The sequence below is a fragment of the Mucilaginibacter sp. 14171R-50 genome, assembly GCF_010093045.1.
Taxonomy (GTDB): domain Bacteria; phylum Bacteroidota; class Bacteroidia; order Sphingobacteriales; family Sphingobacteriaceae; genus Mucilaginibacter.
The window spans coordinates 291,253-313,483 of sequence record NZ_CP048115.1; the positions used below are offsets into that span (position 1 = coordinate 291,253).

The 22,231-nt window shown below is 42.5% G+C and carries 17 protein-coding genes; 5 read left to right on the forward strand and 12 right to left on the reverse strand.

The genetic code is table 11. From position 1 onward, the window contains the following. Window positions 1-189: 189 nt before the first annotated feature. From GWR56_RS01295 to GWR56_RS01305, 3 genes are all read left to right on the forward strand, one after another. Complete coding sequence (locus tag GWR56_RS01295; protein WP_162429391.1) at window positions 190-5,307, forward strand: translocation/assembly module TamB domain-containing protein; 5,118 nt, start codon at window positions 190-192, stop codon at window positions 5,305-5,307. Then, window positions 5,304-7,562, forward strand: coding sequence for a BamA/TamA family outer membrane protein (locus GWR56_RS01300; RefSeq protein WP_162429392.1), 2,259 nt, complete (start codon window positions 5,304-5,306; stop codon window positions 7,560-7,562). Before GWR56_RS01295 ends, GWR56_RS01300 begins: the two co-directional genes overlap by 4 nt. 75 nt (window positions 7,563-7,637) lie before the next feature. Continuing rightward, window positions 7,638-8,069, forward strand: a complete 432-nt coding sequence (locus GWR56_RS01305; RefSeq protein ID WP_162429393.1) for an aspartyl protease family protein — start codon at window positions 7,638-7,640, stop codon at window positions 8,067-8,069. 10 nt (window positions 8,070-8,079) lie between these two features. Here GWR56_RS01305 and GWR56_RS01310 read toward each other — a convergent pair whose 3' ends face one another. From GWR56_RS01310 to gyrB, 3 genes are all read right to left on the reverse strand, one after another. After that, window positions 8,080-8,739 (reverse strand): hypothetical protein, encoded by a 660-nt coding sequence (locus tag GWR56_RS01310; RefSeq protein WP_162429394.1) that lies wholly within the window; start codon window positions 8,737-8,739, stop codon window positions 8,080-8,082. Continuing rightward, window positions 8,736-9,074, reverse strand: a complete 339-nt coding sequence (locus GWR56_RS01315; RefSeq protein ID WP_162429395.1) for a PadR family transcriptional regulator — start codon at window positions 9,072-9,074, stop codon at window positions 8,736-8,738. The genes GWR56_RS01310 and GWR56_RS01315 overlap by 4 nt, the downstream gene beginning before the upstream one ends. 124 nt (window positions 9,075-9,198) lie before the next feature. Next, a complete protein-coding gene (gene gyrB / locus GWR56_RS01320) occupies window positions 9,199-11,157 on the reverse strand; it encodes a DNA topoisomerase (ATP-hydrolyzing) subunit B (RefSeq protein WP_162429396.1) in 1,959 nt (652 codons plus the stop codon). A 196-nt stretch (window positions 11,158-11,353) separates the two neighbouring features. On the opposite strand from gyrB, the gene GWR56_RS01325 reads away from it, so the two are divergent. Then, entirely contained in the window at window positions 11,354-11,956 is a 603-nt protein-coding gene (locus GWR56_RS01325) for an OmpH family outer membrane protein (protein WP_162429397.1), read from the forward strand. Window positions 11,957-12,040: 84 nt separating this feature from the next. Further along, a complete protein-coding gene (locus tag GWR56_RS01330; RefSeq protein ID WP_162429398.1) occupies window positions 12,041-12,520 on the forward strand; it encodes a nucleoside deaminase in 480 nt (159 codons plus the stop codon). A gap of 11 nt (window positions 12,521-12,531) precedes the next feature. On the opposite strand, the gene GWR56_RS01335 is transcribed toward GWR56_RS01330, so the two are convergent. The 9 genes from GWR56_RS01335 to GWR56_RS01375 form a co-directional block, all read right to left on the reverse strand. After that, window positions 12,532-12,867 carry a DUF6122 family protein gene (locus GWR56_RS01335; RefSeq protein WP_162429399.1) on the reverse strand — a complete coding sequence of 112 codons (336 nt, stop codon included), beginning with the start codon at window positions 12,865-12,867 and terminating at the stop codon, window positions 12,532-12,534. A 36-nt stretch (window positions 12,868-12,903) separates the two neighbouring features. Then, window positions 12,904-13,683: a 3-deoxy-8-phosphooctulonate synthase gene (gene kdsA / locus GWR56_RS01340; protein ID WP_162429400.1), complete on the reverse strand. Its 780-nt coding sequence runs from the start codon at window positions 13,681-13,683 to the stop codon at window positions 12,904-12,906. After that, window positions 13,670-14,410, reverse strand: a complete 741-nt coding sequence (gene kdsB, locus GWR56_RS01345) for a 3-deoxy-manno-octulosonate cytidylyltransferase (RefSeq protein ID WP_162429401.1) — start codon at window positions 14,408-14,410, stop codon at window positions 13,670-13,672. The genes kdsA and kdsB overlap by 14 nt, the downstream gene beginning before the upstream one ends. Window positions 14,411-14,412: 2 nt before the next feature. Continuing rightward, complete coding sequence (locus tag GWR56_RS01350) at window positions 14,413-15,348, reverse strand: SIS domain-containing protein (protein ID WP_162429402.1); 936 nt, start codon at window positions 15,346-15,348, stop codon at window positions 14,413-14,415. A gap of 114 nt (window positions 15,349-15,462) precedes the next feature. After that, window positions 15,463-17,409: a nucleoside-diphosphate sugar epimerase/dehydratase gene (locus GWR56_RS01355; protein ID WP_162429403.1), complete on the reverse strand. Its 1,947-nt coding sequence runs from the start codon at window positions 17,407-17,409 to the stop codon at window positions 15,463-15,465. Between the two features lie 166 nt (window positions 17,410-17,575). Beyond that, window positions 17,576-18,523 (reverse strand): UDP-GlcNAc--UDP-phosphate GlcNAc-1-phosphate transferase, encoded by a 948-nt coding sequence (locus tag GWR56_RS01360; protein ID WP_162429404.1) that lies wholly within the window; start codon window positions 18,521-18,523, stop codon window positions 17,576-17,578. 6 nt (window positions 18,524-18,529) lie between these two features. After that, window positions 18,530-19,471: an NAD-dependent epimerase/dehydratase family protein gene (locus GWR56_RS01365; protein WP_162429405.1), complete on the reverse strand. Its 942-nt coding sequence runs from the start codon at window positions 19,469-19,471 to the stop codon at window positions 18,530-18,532. Beyond that, entirely contained in the window at window positions 19,468-20,640 is a 1,173-nt protein-coding gene (locus GWR56_RS01370) for a glycosyltransferase family 4 protein (protein WP_162429406.1), read from the reverse strand. Before GWR56_RS01370 ends, GWR56_RS01365 begins: the two co-directional genes overlap by 4 nt. Beyond that, window positions 20,637-22,226, reverse strand: coding sequence for an alginate lyase family protein (locus GWR56_RS01375; RefSeq protein WP_162429407.1), 1,590 nt, complete (start codon window positions 22,224-22,226; stop codon window positions 20,637-20,639). Before GWR56_RS01375 ends, GWR56_RS01370 begins: the two co-directional genes overlap by 4 nt. Window positions 22,227-22,231 lie beyond the last annotated feature (5 nt).

Below are 22,231 nucleotides of genomic sequence, written 5' to 3' on the forward strand. Positions count from 1 at the left end.
TTAATTCACAGGCAACAATGGCATACTTTTTTCTTTATGATCGTGTAACGTCTCAGCCGTTAATCTTTTTCATGAGCCCATCCTGCCGTTGTTGCAAACAATTAGCTATAAACAGGTGTTGAAAATACAGCTGCCAGCATTTTTTAAGTATGAAACACAATCTGAACAGAAACCCTAACCTTTACTAATTTGGAACGATTTGGACGTATAGCTCTTAAAACTATTCTTTGGATAATTGCAAGTGTAATATTTTTGATATTGCTTGTAGTTATTTTAATACAAGTACCCGCTGTGCAAAATTTTGCGAAGGATAAAGCGGTCACTTTTCTTCAAAATAAAATTCATACTAAAGTTGAGATAGGACACATTAGTTTGGGCCTGCCTAAATTACTGGTCTTAGAGGATGTTTACTTTGAGGACCAGAAGAAAGACACCCTTATTGCCGGTGACAAATTAAAGGTTGATATCACCCTGTTAAAATTGCTTAAAAACAAAGTTGAGGTAAACGAGATAAACCTGGAAGGCATCACTGCCAACATTAGCCGCGGCCCCGATAGCCTTTTTAACTTCGATTATATTTTAAAGGCCTTTGCGGGCGAACAAAAAAAAGAGGTTAAGCCTGAGGATACCACCTCTACCATGAAGTTTTCGGTGGATAAGATCATCCTTGATAGGATCAATATAAAATATAAGGATGTAACTACCGGTAACGATGTTAAATTTTTGCTGGGGCACTTTGATACTCGTATCAAGGATTTTGATATGGATAAAATGAAGTTTACAATTCCTAAAATTAACCTGAGCGGCGTTAACGCCAAAGTTATACAAACACCGGCGGGCTCTTCAATTAAGCAAGCGGCAACAATTGACACCGCCACCAAGCCGCTGAATTTAGACCTGACCCTTGGAGAAATAAACGTTGATAAAGTAAAGGTTGATTATAAGAGCAGCGAAATGGCCGCCAAGGTTGACTTGGGTACCTTTTTGGTAGAGATGGACAAGATAGATATGAAAAACCAGCATGTAGGCATAAAATCTATCAAGCTGGACAACACCAACGCCGGGCTTACTTTTGCTAAACCACAAACCGTGGCTAAAGCCGTTGATAAAACCATCAAAAAAATTGATACGCTAACTTCAACAACACAGGCCAAAGGGTGGACAGCCAGTTTAGGCCACATTACGCTGGCTAATGATAATATTAAGTTTGATAACGACGCGCAAAAACCACTTCCCCGCGGTTTGGATTTCGCACACATGGACGTTAAAAACCTTAATACCGACATAACAGACCTATCTTATACACCAGATAGTCTATCAGGCAAAGTTAACTCGTTCACCTTTGCCGAAAAAAGCGGTTTAAAGATCAATAAGTTTCACACAGCATTCTTTTACGGGCCCAAAAGCGCTTACCTAAAAGACCTGCTGGTAGAAACCCCTACATCGGTTATACAGAAAGAGCTGCAGGTGGGATACCCTTCTATCGAATCGTTAACAAAAGATTTGGGCAGATTAAGCATCAACGCCAACCTTGACGGTAGCAAGCTTGGACTGCGTGATGTATTGTTATTAATGCCAACTATGGCATCTATGGAACCGTTTAAATCCTCACCAAACTCGATCATCAAAATAAACGGACGTGTTAGCGGCCAGGTAAACAACCTGCGCATCCCTAACATTGAGATAAGCGGCTTTGGTAACACCTATGTAAAAGCATCTGCTACCATGCAGGGCCTGCCTAACGTAGAGAAGGCATACTTTGACCTTAATATTAATGATTTTCGGACCACCCGCAATGATATTGCCCGCCTGGTGCCAAAGGGTACTGTACCGCCGAATGTAAGCATCCCCGAAAATATGGACCTGAAGGGTACATTTAAGGGCAGCATGAAAAACTTTAATACCAAAATGGCCCTGCGCAGCAGCTATGGCGCGGTTGACCTGGTGGCTGCAATGAAGAGCGGTAAACGTCAAGGCAGCGAAACCTACTCAGCCGATATAAAGGCCAATAATCTTAATGTTGGCGCCTTAACCAAACAGCCGCAAATGGTGGGCTTTGTTACAGCTAAGGCTACCGTCAGCGGTGCCGGGCTCGACCCAAAAACAGCCAGCCTTAAATTTAACGGCGATGTAGTAAGTGCAAATGTAAAAGGCTACACTTATCGTAATTTGGTGATGAATGGCACCGCCCGCAATGGCAGCTATGTAGCTAAGGCACGGATGAAAGACCCTAACATCAATATAACCCTTGATGCTAAGGCCAATATGAATAAAAAACACCCGTCTGTTAATGCTACGCTTTTAGTAGATAGCATCAATCTGCAGAAACTCAACTTCACTACAAACCCAATGCGTTTTCACGGTAAGATCGTCGCTGATGTGCCTACCGCTGACCCGGATTACCTGAACGCGAATATACTGGCTACAGATCTGGTGATGAATAACAACGGTCAGCGCATTCAAATGGATACCATAAGCCTGGTATCTACCGCTAATGCCGATAGCAGCACATTAAAGCTGGAAACCCCGATGTTTTACGCGCACATGGCAGGTAAGTATAAGCTAACTCAAATTATGCCCGCTGTACAGGATGTGATAGATAAATATTACAACACCAGCCTGGGCAGCAAAACGCCCCGCGCAAAAGTGCAGTACTCGCCGCAGCAGTTTACTTTTGACGCACGACTTGTTAAAACTCCGCTGGTTACCCAGTTTGTGCCCGATCTTAAACAACTGTCGCCGGTATTATTTAACGGCAGCTTTAACAGCACCACCGGCCAACTGATAGTAAACGGCTCGGCACCACGCGTTATTTATGGCACAAATACAGTAAACAATCTTAAACTTGCTATTAACACCGGCAACAACGCCCTTAATTATGGCCTAACTGTAGATGAGGTAAAAGTGGGTTCATCGCTCGACCTGCTTTATACCAGTATAACCGGCGCTGCACAAAACAATAAACTGGGAGTTAACCTGCAAGTAAGGGATAATGCAAAAAAAGAGCGTTATCGCCTTGCGGGTACCTTTAGTGCGCTGCCCAACCAATATCAGTTCAGCTTTTTGGAAAACGGTTTGCTGCTTGATTATACCCCATGGGCAGTTAACCCCGATAACGCTTTGTTTTATGGCGCTAAAGGCATACTGGCCCGAAACTTCAGTATCACTAACACTAACCAGGTGTTGAGCGCCAACAGTAACTCTGGCGAATACAACTCGCCCATAACGGTTGATTTCCGGAACTTCCGTATAGAAACCCTGACCAAACTGGCACAACAGGACTCGTTATTAGTGGGCGGCGTTATCAACGGCAACGCTGTAGTAAGCAATTTCCAAAAATCGCCTGTGTTTACATCGGCCCTTAACATAAGCGATTTTAACTTTAAAGGCGATACTGTTGGTAACATAGCGCTTAAGGTGAATAATCAAACTCAAAACACCTACGCTGCCCAAATGAGTATTACAGGCAAAGGGAACCAGGTAGATCTAAACGGCTTTTATTATACTGCACCTCAAAGCCGGTTTGACCTTAACCTGAATATTGTTAACCTCGGCATGAAAAGCATAGAGGGTCTTAGTTTCGGTGCGATAAAAAATTCCAGCGGCAACATAACCGGCCAGCTTAAAATAACCGGAACAACCGATGCACCCGCCGTACGCGGCGACATTCGTTTTAACAGGGTAGCCTTTAATGTAAGTATGCTCAACTCCTACTTCACCATGCCGCAGGAAAGCATTACGTTTAATGATGAGGGTATCCGCTTTAATGATTTTACCCTGGTTGACTCTACCGGAAGCAAAGCAACCGTATCGGGTTCAATCTATACAACAACTTATACCGACTTTAAATTCGGGCTGGATATCCGTTCAAATAATTTCAGGGTGATCAACTCTACCCGCGCCGATAATAAGCTTTTTTACGGTAAGCTTTTTATGGATAGCAACATTAAGATACGTGGCGACATGGCAAAGCCCGTAGTTGACGCTACGTTAACTGTTAACGATAAAACCGACCTGGCAATAGTTTTACCATCAAGCGATCCTGCCGTTGAAGACCGTAAAGGTGTGGTGGAGTTTTTTGACGCCAGCGCCCCGCAAGCCGATTCAATATTTATGGCTCGCCAGCTCGATTCGTTAAAGCAATCGGAAATAACCGGGCTCGACGTAAACGCAACTGTAAATATCGATAAAAATGCAGCCTTCACCATTGTGGTTGATGAGCGTAACGGCGATGTGGTACATCTGAAAGGCGAGGCACACCTCAGCGGGGGCATCGACCCAAGCGGCAAAACCAGTTTAACCGGCACTTATATTGTTAACAGTGGTTCGTACAATTTATCGTACGCCACTGTATCGCGCAAATTCAACTTTAAACAAGGCAGCACTATTACATGGACGGGTGACCCCACCAGCGCCAACATAGACCTGACGGCAATTTACATAGCCAATGTCCCGCCCATTGACCTGGTGGCCAATCAGCTATCAGAACAAAACACTACACAGTATAAGCAAAAGCTTCCGTTTAACGTAAACCTTAATTTACGTAACCAGCTAATGAAACCCGATATCAGCTTTGACATTACGCTGCCCGACAGTAACTATAACGTATCAGGCGAAGTAACCAACACAGTTGATACCCGGCTTGCACAAATACGGCAAGACCCTAACGAACTGAATAAACAAGTGCTGGGCGTATTGGTGCTGGGCCACTTTATTGGAGATAACCCATTACAAAGCCAGGGCGGCAGCGCTGGTGTTGAAGGTGCGATACGTAACAGCGTAAGCAGTTTATTATCAGATCAGCTAAACAGTCTTGCTGGCGATCTAATATCAGGCGTAGACCTTAACTTTGGTTTAACTTCCGGCGAAGACTATTCATCCGGTACGGCAACCAACCGAACCGACCTGAACGTAGGCTTGTCAAAACGCTTTCTTAACGACCGGCTAACTGTTTCGGTGGGCAATAATTTCAACCTGGAGGGTGCGCAGCAGGGACAAAAAACATCAAATATCGCGGGCAATGTATCAGTGAATTATAAACTGAGCAAAGATGGGCGCTATACCTTACGTGCTTACCGTAAAGATGAATTTGTAGTAATACAAGGTCAGATCGTTGAAACAGGCATAGGTTTCTCGCTTACCGTAGATTATAACCGTTTTCGTGAAATATTCCGTAAGCGGACAAAAGAAGAAAGAGAGATGCGCCGCAGGTATAAACAAGAACAAAAGCTGAAGGAAGAGCAGGAGAAGGCATCGCAGCAAAAAGATAAAGAGGAAAGAACTAAGACCCAGACCACAACCTTATGATAAAACGTATAATATATTTATTATCGCTGGCTGTTATTTTAAATGCTTGCAGTACCACCAAATATGTGCCCGAAGGTGAAAAGTTATACACGGGCGGCACTGTAAAGGTTGAAGACAAGGCGATCTCCAAAAGCGACTCGAAAAACCTCAGCGCCGAAATGAAGGCGCTTATACGCCCAAAACCAAATTCATCTCTCCTGGGTATGCGCATAAAACTTTGGTTGTATTATAAAACCAAAAACCGCCATGGCTTTATACAAAAATTTCTGAGTAAATATGGCGAGCCGCCGGTATATGTAAGCCAGTTGGATATTGCAAAGAACAGCGAGATCATGACCAACCGCCTGCAAAACGAAAGCTATTTTCAGGCCAGCGTAAGCGGCGATACCATAGGTAAAAAGAAAACTGCCAAGGCGGTATTTACGGCATTGCCGGGCCCGTCATATACCATACGCAATGTAACTTTCCCCAGCGCCACCGACAATAATTTGGATACGGCTATTAAAGGTACACAAGCCGAAACGCTGTTAAAAAGCGGCGATAAATACAACCTGGATGTTATTAAAGCCGAGCGGTTACGTATTGATACCCGGTTAAAAGAGGAAGGCTTTTTTTATTTTGCGCCAGAGCAGCTTATAGTACGGGTTGATAGTACGGTTGATACCCATAAGGTGGACCTTGTTGTTAAGATAAAAGAGACTACCCCCGAGCAGGCCCGTGAAATATATACCATCCGTAACATTTACGTTTATCCTAATTACTCTTTACGTGATACGTCGCTAAAACTTGATCAGGCCAAACCATATCGCTGGTACAATATTATTGACCCGCGCAATACGGTTCGCCCTTACTTATTTGCCAATACGGTGTTGCTGCACCCTAACGATGTTTATAGCCGCACTGTTCATAACAACTCGTTAAACCGGTTTATTAACCTTGGGCCTTACCGTTATGTAAAAAACAGGTTCGAGGATGTAACACCCGACTCCCCAAAGCTGGATGTTTACTACTTTCTTACCCCGTACAAACGCAAATCGCTACAGGCCGAAATTATAGGGCGTACCACGTCGGCTAATTATACCGGCACACAGTTGAACCTGAGCTGGAAAAACCGTAACGCATTTAAAGGTGGTGAATTATTAACAGTAACCCTTTTTGGGAGTACTGATGTACAGGTGGGCGGCCAAAACAGCGGCTTTAATGTTTATCAATACGGTGTGCAAACCAGCCTTTCGTGGCCTAGGTTAATTCCATTCAATATCAAATCAGCTAATGCGTATATACCCCGTACCATACTAACAGTGGGTTACACCTCTGTAGTAAGGCAAAAATTGTATTCGCTTAACTCTTTTACCGGTTCATTTGGGTACCAGTTTAAGTCAGATATACATAAAACGCACGAGTTGAACTTACTGGAGGTAGCTTATGTTAAGCCACGTAATGTAACGCAACTGTATACAGATAGCATCAGCAATCCGCAAAACCGCAACCCTTCGCTTAAACACGTGATAGATCCGCAGTTTACCATGGGGCCAAGCTATGCTTATACTTACGACAACACTACCGAAGATTACCGCACAAATAGCCTTTATTACCGCGGTAAATTAAGCTTATCAAATAATTTGTATGGGCTTTTAACCGGTGCCGATACCTTAGGAGGCAAAGTAAAAAAATTGTTCGGAAGCGTGTTTAATCAGTACGTGAAGGCCGAGGCAGAGATCAGGTTTTTCCATAAGCTTACCGCCGGTAGTAAAATTGCTTCAAGATTATTGGTTGGTGTTGGTTTGCCTTACGGCAACTCAACCATATTGCCCTATAACCAGCAGTTTTTTATTGGCGGGCCTAACAGCTTAAGAGGGTTTAGGCCACGGTCTATAGGCCCGGGCACGGTTGACCCTACCCCGCTAAGCGGCAACAGCTTTATTGCCGACCAAAGCGGGGATATAAAGTTGGAAGCGAACGTCGAGTTCCGCCAAAAGTTATTCAGTATTGTTTACGGCGCTTTATTCGCCGACGCCGGTAACATCTGGAACGCCAAGCCTCACCAGCCGGGTGGTACCTTTGGACCCGACTTTATAAAGCAGATGGCTGTTGATGCGGGCTTTGGTTTAAGGTTTGACGCTACCATATTGGTGCTGCGCACTGATCTTGGTTTCCCACTTGTAAGGCCTTATACACCTGCAGGAGGTACACGATCTATAAGCCCAAGTTTTAAAAACGCGATCTTTAACATTGCTATTGGTTATCCGTTTTAATGAATGTAATATTATCGGCCTAAGCTCGTCTATTACAATAAGCGTACTTATGCGGAAAACCAAAGCGAATAACTAATGGCTAAAAATACTGTACTAGTTCCTTTAAATATAATTGATCTGCATGGCGACGGCTTTCACCCGGTGCTTGATATTACCCTATTTAATACGCCATTTAAAGTGGTGCTTGATACCGGCGCATCACGTACCGCGTTTGATCACCAGCTATTGAGACAGGCCAACCAGGCGGCACCCATTATAGCCAGCGAAAGGCTGTCAACCGGGTTGGGCACCAACACCATGGAATCGGCTACAGCCCTTATCGAAAATATATGGATAGGCGACCTGTTGATACCCGAGCTTGAAGTGGCGGTTCTGGATCTGTCCACAATAAACATAGCCTATCGCGAACTGGGGCACCCGGAAGTTTTGGGTGTTTTAGGTAGCGATGTGCTGATGAGATATAACGCAGTTATTGATTTTGGTAAGAAACGGCTACTGTTAAAGTAATACCGTTCAATTATTTAACGGCAGCTTTTTCAAATTCGCGCTTGTATAATTTGTATAAAGCTATATTGTAAAACACACCCAATACAAAAAATATAGTGAGCACATAATAATTGCTGCTTTCCCATATTTTAAATTGTGCAAGATTGGTTACAATAATGGGTATAAGGCATATACGGATAGGCAGACCCGCCAGGTTCTCAAATAATTTATCTTTTGCCGATCTGCGGGTAGTATCTAAAATATAACCTGTATCGTATAAACGCAACAGGCAGATAATACCTGGTGTAAAGATCACCAGTGCAAATAAGCCCCATATTGCGTTAGGGCTAAGCTCCACGTGCGAGAAAATATAATATGCCAGCAGCGCACCCACCAATGCATAAAGCACCCCCGGGAATTTAAAGCAGTCGGTAAAATAATTTCCAAACCTACGGAGGGCATCCTTAACCAACACTTTCTTGCCAGCTTGTTCCAGTTTCAATAAATTGGCCGGACTTCCGAAATCGCTTCTGATGATGTTATTGATAGCGTCTTCAAAAGATATGCTACGAGGTTGATGCTCTAGGGCCGACAGGATGTGATCATATATCTCTTCGTACGTTTCACGATAATTAAGTGTTTTATACAAATAATCCTGCAATACTTTTAGCTGTTGTTCGGTCGGCTTCATTTGGTAGCGGGGTTAAGATTCAATAATGTTTGCAGCTGATCTATGAAAGCCTGTGCTTCGGCCAACTTGCTGGTCACCTCCTTGCCGCCTTGTTCGGTAAGGCTGTAATATTTACGCACCCGGTTATCAACCACCTGTGTAAACGTTTCCACATAACCATCGGCCTCCAATTTATGCAGGGCAGGATAGAGCGCGCCCTCGGTAAGCATAAGGCCTCCTTCCGATACCTCTTTAACCTTTTGAGTTATTTCGTATCCGTACATCTGATCGTTATCTTCCAGCAGTTTTAAAATGATGGTTTGTAAGCTTCCTTTTAGCAATGGGTTGGACTTCATGATCCAAATATAAAAAAACTTATATATATAAGAAAATTATGTATATAAATATAAAAGGTTCAATTAAAGAAGCAAAAAAAGCCCCGCTTAAAGCGGGGCTTTTGTACTATTTAACGTACATCCCTTAGGTATCTATACGTGCGTAACGTGCATTTTTCTCAATAAATTCTCGGCGTGGGGCAACTTCGTCACCCATCAGCATAGAGAATGTATGGTCGCACTCAGCAGCATTTTCAATGCTTACCTGTTTAAGGGTACGGTTTGCCGGGTTCATGGTGGTTTCCCATAGTTGCTCGGCATTCATCTCGCCCAAACCTTTGTAACGCTGTACATGTACGCTATCTTCTTTACCTTGGCCTTTAAGTCGCTGTATAGCCTTATCGCGCTGCTCGTCGCTCCAGCAATATTCCGACTCTTTACCCTTTTTAACCTGATATAGTGGCGGCGAGGCAATGTACACGTAACCGTACTCAACCAGCTCCTTCATATATCGGAAGAAGAAAGTAAGGATCAATGTGGTAATGTGCGACCCATCCACATCCGCATCGGTCATAATCACAATTTTATGATAACGAAGCTTGGTCAGGTTCAGTGCCTTTGCATCCTCGGGTGTACCAATACTTACACCCAGACCGGTAAACATGTTCTTTATTTCTTCATTCTCGTATATCTTATGCTCCATGGCCTTCTCCACGTTCAGTATCTTACCCCTTAACGGAAGTATAGCCTGGTATTCGCGGTTACGGCCTTGTTTGGCAGTACCACCCGCCGAATCACCCTCTACAAGGTACAATTCGCACAGGGTTGGGTCGCTGTTGGCACAATCAGAGAGCTTACCAGGCAGGCCCGATCCGCTCATTACACTCTTGCGTTGCACCATTTCGCGCGCCTTACGGGCTGCTGCACGGGCTGTAGCGGCAAGTATAACCTTTTGCACTATCATCTTAGCTTCCCTCGGGTTCTCCTCAAGGTAATTGCCTAAAATTTCGCCTACGGCAACGTTAACCGCGCCACTCACCTCGCTGTTCCCCAGCTTGGTTTTGGTTTGCCCTTCAAACTGTGGTTCCTGAACTTTAACGGAAATGACAGCTGTTAACCCTTCACGAAAGTCATCGCCTGTAACATCAACCTTAACATTTTTAAGCAGGCCCTCTTTATCAGCATAAGCCTTAAGCGTACGGGTAAGCCCCATTCTGAAACCGGCAACGTGAGTACCACCTTCAATAGTATTAATGTTATTTACATACGAATGCACATTTTCTGAATAAGTATCGTTGTATTGCAGTGCAAGTTCTACAGGTATCCCTTGTTTTATGCCCTCTACGTAAATAGGTTCAGGAATAATAGAGACACGGGTGCCATCAAGGTATTTAACAAACTCTTTTAAACCGCCTTCAGAAAAGAACTCTTCGGTTGGAAATTTCCCGTCGGCATTTTCTTCACGTTCGTCAGTTAACGTTAAACGTATGCCTTTGTTCAAGAAGGCCAGTTCGCGCAAGCGGGTAGCCAACGTATCAAACTTGTACTCGGTTGTTGTTGTAAAGATTTCCGGATCAGGCTGAAAAGTTTGGGTTGTACCTGTTTTGTCAGATACCCCTATTTCTTTTACAGGGAATAACGGTTTACCACGCTCGTACTCTTGTGTAAATATTTTACCCTCGCGATGCACAACGGTTTTAACATGAACGGACAGCGCGTTAACGCAACTTACACCCACACCATGCAAACCTCCTGATACCTTATAAGTATCTTTATCAAATTTACCGCCTGCATGCAGCACGGTCATTACTATCTCAAGGGCCGATTTTTGTTCTTTTGTATTGATACCTGTGGGTATACCGCGGCCATTATCTACAACCGTTATGGCATTACCCTTATGTATAGTAACATTAATAGTATCACAGTAGCCGGCAAGTGCCTCGTCTATCGAGTTATCAACTACCTCGTAAACCAGGTGATGAAGGCCTTTTACGCCTGTATCACCGATGTACATCGAAGGCCTTTTACGTACAGCTTCCAGGCCTTCTAAAACCTGTATATTATCCGCTGAGTAATTTGATTTATCCTGATTTTCTTCGCTCATATTTGATTAAAAAAATAACCTCTTCTCCAGGTGGAGTTTATACACAAAAATACGATTTTTGCTTCACATAAAGCTAAACATTGTTTAACATAAGTTTGATTGTTGATAAATATGACAGTAATAAACATCTTAATTAATGATTAGGAAACTTGTACTGAAAGATTATATTTGTCAAAATTTTTTTAAGATAAATACAATGAAAATCAAGGCTTCAATTGTTACAAAATCAGTATTGGCAATATTAATTGCTGCAGGTGTATCTGCTTGTAACCAAAATAAAACTGATACTAAACCTGCCGCGGCTACTACTGCAGGCACAACCAATAGCGCTGCTCCCGAAATTGTTTATATAAACCAGGATTCGTTAGTTGCCAAATACGAATACATTAAGGATATGGATAAACGCCTTAATGATAAAGGTAAAGCAGCCCAAAGCGATGTGGCATCGCGCCAGCAGGCCATTCAGCGCGAATACGTTGAGTACCAAAAGGCTGCTGCTACCATGCCGGCCGACCAGCGCCAGGCTACTGAGCAACGCTTACAGAAAAAGGGGCAGGAGTTTCAGCAATACCAGCAAAATGCCGGTGCCCAGGTACAAAACGACCAGTTGAGCGAGCAAACCAAACTTTACGACAAACTGGTGGAGTTTACCAAAGCTTATGCTAAAGAAAAAGGTTACAAAATGATATTAACCTACCAAAAAGGCAACACTACTATGCTTTATGGTGACCCAAGCCTTGATGTAACTGCTGATGTTATCAAAAGATTGAATGAAGCTTACGCTAAAGACAAAAAATAATAGATAAATGTGCTGATGCGCACATCAAAAAAATAATGTAATTTAAAACCCCGGCTTTTAGCCGGGGTTTTTTAATTTAAGGTGATGGAAGAAACCGGAAACGAAAAATTCATGCAGATGGCCATAGACCTGTCTGAATATAATGTAAGGCAAGCGCAGGGCGGCCCCTTTGGCGCAGTGATAGTAAAGGATGGGATGGTGGTAGCCCGAAGTGCCAACAGGGTTATACAGCAAAATGACCCGACAGCACACGCCGAAGTATCTGTTATACGTTTGGCCTGCCAGGAGCTGGGCACCTTTGACCTTGAAGGATGCGAGATATATACGAGCTGCGAGCCCTGCCCTATGTGCCTGGGCGCTATTTATTGGGCTCGTATAAGCAAAATATACTATGCCAACACCAAAAAGGACGCCGCGGATATTGGTTTTGACGATCACTTTATTTACAATGAACTGGAAAAACCGATGGATGAGCGTAAATTGCCTTGTGTACAAATGATGCATACCGAAGCGCTGGCCATATTTGATCAATGGAAAGGCCTGGAGAACAAGCCGGATTATTGATCAGGGCGAGGCTACCCTATCCACAGGCAATCCTGATAGTCTGCAAGCATATGAAAAAGCAAACCTATGGCTATTATCCTGGTTTTTGGTACAAACAGCAGTATAACATATATAGCGATAGCGTAATATGAATGCAGCGGATGAAAACCTATACTGCACCTTGTAGGGTCAAAGATGGGTTTGGCCAGCAAGTGGTCGGCATCTACCAACATGGTAGCAACCATTATCAGCCATGCCTTTTGCCATATTTTCCTGAAAAATATCAGTGCCAGTAAGCCTGGCGCAAAAAAATGCAGACCGTAGTGAATTACAAGCCGCAGCACGGTAAAAAGATGAAAGCTTAGCATTAAACTTAACAGCTTAAATGTCAACGCTTAAAAGCATTAGTTTATCAACGATATTATCAGTTCTTCCAGATCTTTTAGATAAAGCATATTGGGCCCATCGCTTAACGCATGATTCGGGTCGGGATGGGTTTCTATAAAATATCCACTTGCTCCAAATGCTTTAGCCGCCAGCGACATATTAGGTACAAACTTGCGATCGCCGCCGGTTTTACCCCCTGCGCCGCCGGGACGTTGTACCGAGTGGGTGCAATCCATACAAACCGGATAGCCAAACTCGGCCATATCAGCCACATTCCTAAAATCAACAACGAGGTTGTTGTAGCCAAACGAATTGCCCCTTTCAGTAAGAATGATCTGATCATTCCCTGATTCTTTCACCTTTTGCGCAGGATAAAACATATCCTGACCGGATAGAAACTGTGCTTTTTTGATATTTACTATTTTGCCTGTTTCTGCAGCTGCCACCAGCAGATCTGTTTGCCGGCACAGGAATGCAGGTATCTGTAATATGTCTACCACCTCGGCACATGCTGCCGCCTGGAAAGGCTCATGTATATCTGTAGTAACCGGCAGGTTAAATTTATCTTTAACATTGTTCAGCATCTCCATCCCCCTTGCAAGGCCCGGCCCGCGATAAGCATGTACGCTGGTACGGTTAGCCTTATCAAACGACGACTTGAAAATAACGGTTACAGGGTATTTGCTGCCTATATCTGCAACCTTTTCGGCTACTGTGTACAACAAGTCCTGGTTTTCCATTACACATGGGCCAACAATAAAAAACGGTTTTTCGGTAATATCTTTATATAATGCCATTTTCTTTTATCTTTTTAAGTGCAAGTTCCAGGTCTTCGGGGGTGTCTATCCCTTTCTCGATGCCCTTTACTTCAATCATTTTAATTTTGTAGCCGTTCTCTATTGCCCTAAGCTGCTCTAGTTTCTCGGTGTTTTCCAAAAAAGATATCGGCATGGTAACAAACGCTTTTAAAAAAGACGCTTTATAAGCATATATCCCCATGTGTTTTTTATAAACCGATGTGTCGCTTATCTCTCCATCCCTGGAAAATGGTATTGGATATCTGGAGAAATATATGGCATCATGATTTATGTCGGTTATTACCTTAACCAGGTTAGGGTTGTTCAACTCGTCAATGTTTTGTACGGGGGCATATACGCTTGCCATCGGGGCATCGCTTTGCTGTAGCTCGGTTATCAATCTATCTATTATACCGGCATCAACAAAGGGTTCGTCGCCCTGTACGTTTACTACCACATCGCAAGCTATTTTTTCGATAACCTCTGCGATGCGGTCAGTGCCACTCGGATGGTCTTCGCGGGTCATTATTACATTCGAAGTAAAAGACCTGCAAACATTAAACACTTCGTCGCTGTCGGCTGCAATCCAGATCTGGTGATACAGCGTAGCCTTAAGGCAGGCTTCGTAAACACGTTGTATAACGGGTTTACCGCCCAGATCCAGCAGTACTTTGCGTGGTAACCGGGTAGATCTTAAACGAGCGGGTATCACAATAATAGCCTTCATAGTTAACCCCGGTTAAAAATTTGATAAACACCTGTTAACATATTTTCGTCATCGTGCACCAGCAGTGTCGTTATTTTGCGTTCCATCATCAGCGTTTCGGCGTCATAAACCAATTCATGCTCATTAATGGTCTTTGGGTCGGGGTTCATTAGTTCGGTGATCGGCAATTGATGAATATCGCCGTACTTTACCAATCCGCGACGAAGGTCGCCATCGGTGATTACGCCGGCTACTTTATCGCGTGTGCCAACTATAACCATTCCGAGCTTGCCCTCGCTCATTTGCAATACAAGTTGTGTAAAAGTTGCCTTACTATCAATAAACGGTAGCTTATCGGTAAGCATAACATCTTTTACCCTAACCAGTAACTTACGGCCAAGCCTTCCACCAGGGTGAAAACGTGCAAAATCAGCAGGCGAAAAATCCCTGGCTGTCATCAGGGCTACCGCCAGCGCATCGCCCATAACCAGTGTAGCCGTGGTTGACGACGTGGGTGCGAGTTCAAGGGGACAAGCTTCTTGTGTAACGCAAATATTTAAATGATAAGTAGCGTTTTTAGCGAGGGTAGAATTAGGGTTACCCGTTATAGCTATAAATACATTTTTATTGTAGCGGAGGTAAGGCACAATCTTAAGCACCTCTTCAGTTTCGCCTGAATAGGATACCAGAATGACCACATCATCGCCGCTGATCATGCCCAAATCGCCATGAAAGGCTTCGGCAGGGTGCATAAAAAAACTTGGGGTGCCGGTACTTGTAAACGTAGCCGATATCTTTTTGCCTATGTGGCCTGATTTACCCATCCCGCAAACTACAAGCTTACCGGTCGACCTAAGAATGGCATCAACTGCGTTAGTAAACTGCTCATCTAGCATCGACGCTACATACTGCAACGATGCTATCTCGATATCAAATACTTTTTGGGCAATACTTTTCATTAACTGCAAAACCCGGGGGCGTTTTTTGTATTGCAATTATACTCAATAAAATTTGATAAGCTGAATAGCCGTTACCGGGGCGTGTATGAATATCCTGAAGAAACTGGCTGCTAATTAGTCTTGCAATACACGTAATTTGCTGGACTCGGTTTTCATGCTTAATTCCCGCTTATTGTCCAGGTGTTCGAATTTTGAGTTTTTGCTTATAAACTCCGGCACAATCTCCTTCATTTTGTTTACCATCGCCATTTCATCATTTTGCTTATTCAACAAAAGAAGCTCTTTGATGTCCTCCGCAACCTGTTGATAAGGATAATTTATCACCTCTGATATCTTTATCTTCTCGTGATGGGTGGGCTTGGTATTTTCGCCATGATTAAGCAGTTCTTCGTATAATTTTTCGCCTGGTCGCAAGCCTGAGTAAACAATTTTTATATCCCTATCGGGCTGTAAACCTGCAAGTTTTATCATTTTAAGGGCCAGGTCCACAATTTTGACCGGTTCGCCCATATCAAAAATAAATATTTCGCCGCCGCTGCCCATAGTACCGGCCTCTAACACCAGGTGCACAGCTTCGGGGATGGTCATGAAATAACGGGTTATTTCAGGATGGGTTACAGTAATAGGCCCGCCTTTTTGTATTTGTGCCCTAAAACGCGGTATTACCGAGCCGTTTGAGCCTAATACATTACCAAAACGTGTAGTAATAAAGCAGGTACCTTTATTAGCCGGGCTATCTTTAAGGGATTGGATATAAATTTCGGCAATCCGTTTGGTAGTGCCCATTATGTTTGAAGGGTTAACCGCCTTGTCGGTAGATACCATCACAAATTTTCGCACCCCATAAGCAAGCGAAAGGTCGGCAATGTTTTTTGTACCCAGCACATTGGCTCTTACTGCCTCAGACGGATTTTCTTCCATCATCGGCACATGTTTGTACGCGGCGGCGTGATAAACTACTTCGGGATGATAATCAGCGAACAGCTTTTCCATACGGTAGTAGTTCCTGATATCACCAATAAATATTTTCACCGGTACTTTAGCAAACTTTTCTTCTACCTCCAGGCGGATATCGTGTAACGGCGATTCTGCCTGATCACAAAGGATAACCATTGCCGGGCTATACTGTAATACCTGTTGTACAATTTCTGATCCGATAGACCCTGCGGCCCCGGTAATTAACACACGTTTTCCCTGCAAGTCTTCAGATATGCGTGTGGTATCTATCTGGATAGTTTTGCGCTGCAATAAATCCTCAATCTTAAGGTCCTTTATTTGCTGCATATTAAGTTTACCGTAAATCCATTGGTCTGACGGTGGCACGGTAAGCACCTGTATGCCTAAAGCAAGGCAGGCCTCCAGCGCGGTTTTTTTTGATTGCTCATCAAGATGGTGGTTCATGATGATCATTTTATCAATGGCACGCTTCTCTTTCAGCTTGGCAAGTTTGTTGATATCATAAACCCTAACCTGTTGTATTTCTTTATTGATCTTGCTCGAGTCTGTGTCAACAAACCCTGCAATAACAAAGTTTGTTTTGGCACTTGCTTCTAAGGCTTGTTTAACTAAAACCGCGCTGGTATCAGAGCCATAAATAACAACAACGGTTTTTTTGGAACTTGAGTAATTGTTAAGATAATTAAAGGCACTTTTTACAGCGCTGCGTAATAAAATCAGCAACGTGCTAGACACCGAAAAATTTACCAGCAAAACCAGATCGATTGTTGCGGTGTTAATGCCAAAAAAGGGCTTAACCCAAAATGTAATTACTGTAATGTAAACTATACTGCTAATAAATACCGAACCAAATATCCGCAGCACGTCCCTTGTATTTGAATACCTGATAAGGCCGGTATGCACACGCATTAAATACATTACCAAAGCGGCTACTATACAGTAAATACCTGTATATATAAAAAAATATCCTCTTAATATATTTGCGAACTCAAAGCGGTTTACGATAAGATATGATGATGCAAAGGACCATGTAATAATAACAAAGTCTAATATCATTATTATCCATCTGGGCACAACCTTACTGAACAGTAAATACTTTTTCATGAGTTTATATTATAAGTGTCATTGCAGATATCAAAAGTAAAGGTAACATCTTTTATCATTTTACTAAAATTCTCAAGGTTATTAAATAATTAACTTAAGAGAAAGCCAAGATATGCAACTGCGGGGAACTCTATAACCAATTAACGTAAGTTTTGTTTTATATGGTTTAAATATTACCTTTTGTTAAACCCAACCGTGTTATGATATATATTAGTATCAAAGGTAATATTATTAATAAAGATAATAAAATAGATGAATAGGTGCTGTTTTGTATAACTATTAAAATAACTATTAACTGTACAAACGCATATACTGTTGAAACCAGCAAATGGGGTAACTTACACTCGTTGGCAAGTAATTGATACAGGTGTAGCCGGTGTGCTTTAAAAATATTCTGTTTAAGTATTAACCTGTATATTATAGTTAATACCGTGTCAACACCGTAAATGGATAAGAATAATATATAAGTCCAATTACCGGTAAATAACATTATTTTAAATAAAAGCAGGGTAATCCAAAAAGCTATTGTAACACTACCCACGTCGCCCGCAAAACACTTTGCCCGCTTCCGGAAGTTGAAAAATAAAAACACTAAACAGGCAATTATGGGCAGCCATATCATATCCGCATCAATAAAATGCACCGCCCTGATGTTGATATACTGCAAGCCGGATAACACTACCAGGCTATACAACCCAGTAATACCATTGATGCCATCCATAAAGTTGTAGGCATTTATAATACCAATAACAATAATATAAGCGGCAATAACGGCCACGGGGTTTAAATGGTATAAGTTCAGGTACCAAAACATTAAACTCACCGCTATTAATTGAATGATTATTCTGATACGGCTGGACAGCGTATGCATATCATCCAGGAAGCTGATCACTCCAATAACCAATGTACCTAACATGGGTATATAAAATTCGTTAAAATGCCACCCCATTAAAACCAGCGCTGCTATTAAAAATATAATACCGCCGCCACGTATAGTGATAATTGAATGCGAGCTGCGTTCATTTGGATGGTCAATTATATTATAGTGATCTGCGATGCGGAAATACAGCAGCATAGCGCCAAAAAACAATGGAAACAGAATGATGTAAAGCATAACGGTTTATTCAGTACTAAAGCTTTTAATTGTTTGAGTAAGGCCTTCGCGGGCAGAAACGGGCATCAAACTTATATTTAAGGCCTGTTTTACCTTTTGATTGGACACCACAAAGTTTTCAGTAAGTTTTTTAAGCCGCTCGTTGTTAAGGGGCAAATGTAATATATCTGCGATAGAAGCTATTGTCTTGATTACTCCGGGTGCTATCTTCCAAAGGCGTGCTTTGCGGCCACTTACGGTAGCTAAAAGCTTAATTAGTTGGTTAGTAGATAGCGGCTCGTCGTCTGCAAGGTTGTAGATCCCCCCCGGTAAGGCGGGGTTGGCCAATATACTTTCTACTACAAAATTGAGGTTGGCTATTGACAAAAAGGACCTTTTATTATCGAATGCCGCAAGTGGGTACGGTATGCCCTTTTTTACCACCTGGTACAGCAAATTCAGGTTACCCTTGTTTCCCGGCCCGTGTATCATACACGGTCGTAATATAAACACGCGCTTACCGGTTGGCAGCTGCCGGCTCAAAATATAAGCCTCCGCTCGGCATTTAGATTCGCCGTATGGAGTTTTAGGCTGTGGTGTTATATCTTCGGTAAGTACGCCCTCAACACTATCTGTTGCAGCCTTAACACTGCTAAAAAAAATAAAAGTACTTGCTGTGCCCTGCAAAAACGAATCAAACAGCTTACTTGTTAAGCCTGTATTTACTGTGAAGTATTCTTCTGGGTCAGATGTATTCTTAAGATCATGTGCCTTGCCGGCTAAATGAACATAAGCATTAAGATGCATAGTTTTTAAAGCGGCCAGGTTGTCCCATGAGATATCTCCAACTGAATTGCCGGCATGAGCATGTCTTATTAAAGAAATGATGTCATGGCCCTTTTCCTTTAGATGAAGGCTGAGGTTTTGACCAACAAAGCCCGACACCCCTGACATTAAAATACTACTCATTTTAAATATGATAATATTGATTTCGCCATATTGGCATTAATGTTTTCGCGGGTAAAGTTTTTCAAAAAATCGACCCGGAAGTAGTTTTTATATTCGTAAGCATTTAGCTGTTTAACCATTTCTTCGGCATCGCCGGGCAAAAATAAAATGCGATTCGGCACGTTATCGGCTATAAACCGGTTTGCAAAGCCGGCCACCCCGGCCACTATTGGCTTGTCATAAGCCGCCAATTCAAATATTTTCGAAGGGAGCACCTTTTCAAATGCCTTATAATCATTAAGGTGAAGGAAAAGAAAATCTGATTGATCGTAGATATCAAGTAACTCTTTCCGCGATACCGGGTCTCTCAATTCTATATTCTTCAATCCCGCTTCTGTTATAGCATTAACCAATTTTTGCTTTACGCCCCCATCGCCAATCACCAAAAATTTATATTTATCGCCCAGCAATTTCGCTGCCTGGGGTATTATTTTATGAAGGCCCTGCCCCTCGCCCATATTACCGGCATAGGTTATAATGTATTGCTCTTTATTAGGGACAGAGTTACTGGGTTTTAGATGTAAAAACTCCGGATCTATGCCATTTGAGAATGAAGAATACGAGGCTTTATTATACTTTTCGAAATATGATTCAAACCCGCCGGATATGAGGTTTATGTGTGTTGCATAGTTAAATACCTTTTTTTCTATTTGTTTTAGTACGGGCAATACCGCAGTTTTCAGCAATTTGCTCTTTAAAACGTCCTGCATGGTATCGATGAAAATATCGCGGATATCAAGATACAACGGAATGCGTTGCTTGCGGGCGATACTATATCCCAGATATGCAGTAAACAAACGTGAAGAGGAGGCGAAAACCATATCATACTTTTTGCCTTTAATTATCTTATACGTTTCAAAAAAGTACGTTTTGAAAGAATTGATCTGGTCGGTAAAGCCGCTATTGTGCTTGGGTATCAATATGCGGTTAACAGTAATATTCTCATGCTCTTCAAAAGCCGGCGCCTGCGTATTAAAGGTACTATACCGGTTGGGTACGGTGGTAATTACATCAATAATGGCTTTGCCTTTAGCTTGCCTTGCCAGTTCTTTTGCAAGCGGCGAATTACGAAACGACCCGGCACATAAATCAGGTTCGAAATAAAAGCTTAGATATAATATTCTTTTCATTGGTCGTTTAATATAATATCAGTTTGCAACTCATTCTCAAAAGTTGCCGACAGACAAAAAGCCGGCAGATAGCTGTTGTACCCGTTAGCAAGTTGGTATGGCTCCAATATTAAGTTGGTTGCGCCCTTAAAAATCAGGCTTGCATACCCCTCAACTTTGGCCTCATTAGCAGCTGTTATTGCTACTTTACAATTGCTGTGAAAGTGAAAATATGCTTTAGCCCAGATACCTTCTGCAGATTGAACGTCGGTAATGCTGATAATATCCGGGGCAAAATTAAACTTTCTTTGATGATTAGTGCCAAAGCTTTTCTGGTAGCCATTATGACTGGCTGTTAAAACATTTGCCGACTCGTTATCGATAACTACTTTTGCACGGTTGCCTACCCTAAACCCACCCCATACCTCCGATTGGTCTTTTCCCCCAATTTCAACGGTGTTATGAGCCCTTGTGGCACGCTCCAGGCTTCGCCGGCTCCCGATTTGGTAAGTTGAGGTGCCTGTATCAACAATTAACGGCTCGTTATTAATATATAACACAAATGACAGCGCATCAGCATGGCCGTGGCCGGGCTGATAAGACGGCCCGATAGCACCCACATCTATTGCACATTCGTATTTTTGCGAATGAAACTTTCTATACCCCGACCCTTTTAAGATCAGTTGATGGTTTGGTTCAATTTTCTCCTGCTTCGCAAAAGACTGCAGCTGAGGTGTTGTAAACGTGATGCCGGGTGCACTGTCATTAAAATGGGGTATGTCTCCGTTCTTAAAGCTTATCAATTGCAGCCATCCCAGCATATCAGCGGCCTTTTGCTTAATAAAGCTTAAAAAGGCATCATCATCATTAATATTTTTATACCAATCAAAAAGTTCTAATACCCTGAAAAAAATAATCTGATGATACATCGGGCTCAGTTCAAAGTGAGCACCATCATCTAACACCTGTTCGGTGAGTTCCTTGTAAAGTATTGCCTTTGCTGTTTTGCTCCAGACGCCCATATTAAAAAAGTGGCCGCCCATAAATAAAGCAAATGCATCTTCCAGCAGGTGATTACCAAGCAAATGATACTCAAGATTATCATTTAAGTAAGCTAACTGGGCATAAATATCTTGTATTATAGTTGGGTTTTTTATATCCCCTACACTTATAAAACGGATAGTATTCATTACCCTTAATGCCACCGGGTATGGTTCAAGCCGAAGTTTTCCGGTTTCAAGCCATCTGCCAATATCAACCAATAATTCTTGCTTTTGCTCATCTGTGATATCAGGCTGGTGCAGGTAGTTGAAATATTGAAGGTTATAGTTCCACAGCTTTCCGTAGCCCTGGTAGTTCCAATCAATAGCCTTGTTAAAGGAATGTTGCAGATTTAAGAAGTTGAAAGTGTTAGCTGGTTGAACGATGTCTGCTAACTGATAGTTTATGTTAAAATTTAGCGGCTTGTAAACCGGCGCGGCCTTGATTTTATTTTTGAACCAGTACAGGTTGTGGGTCTTTTTTAACCGATAGTATAATTGATATGCAACCTGTTTGAATTTTAAATGTTTAACGGTGCGGGCAAGTAATAAAACCTTATTGATCACAGCCG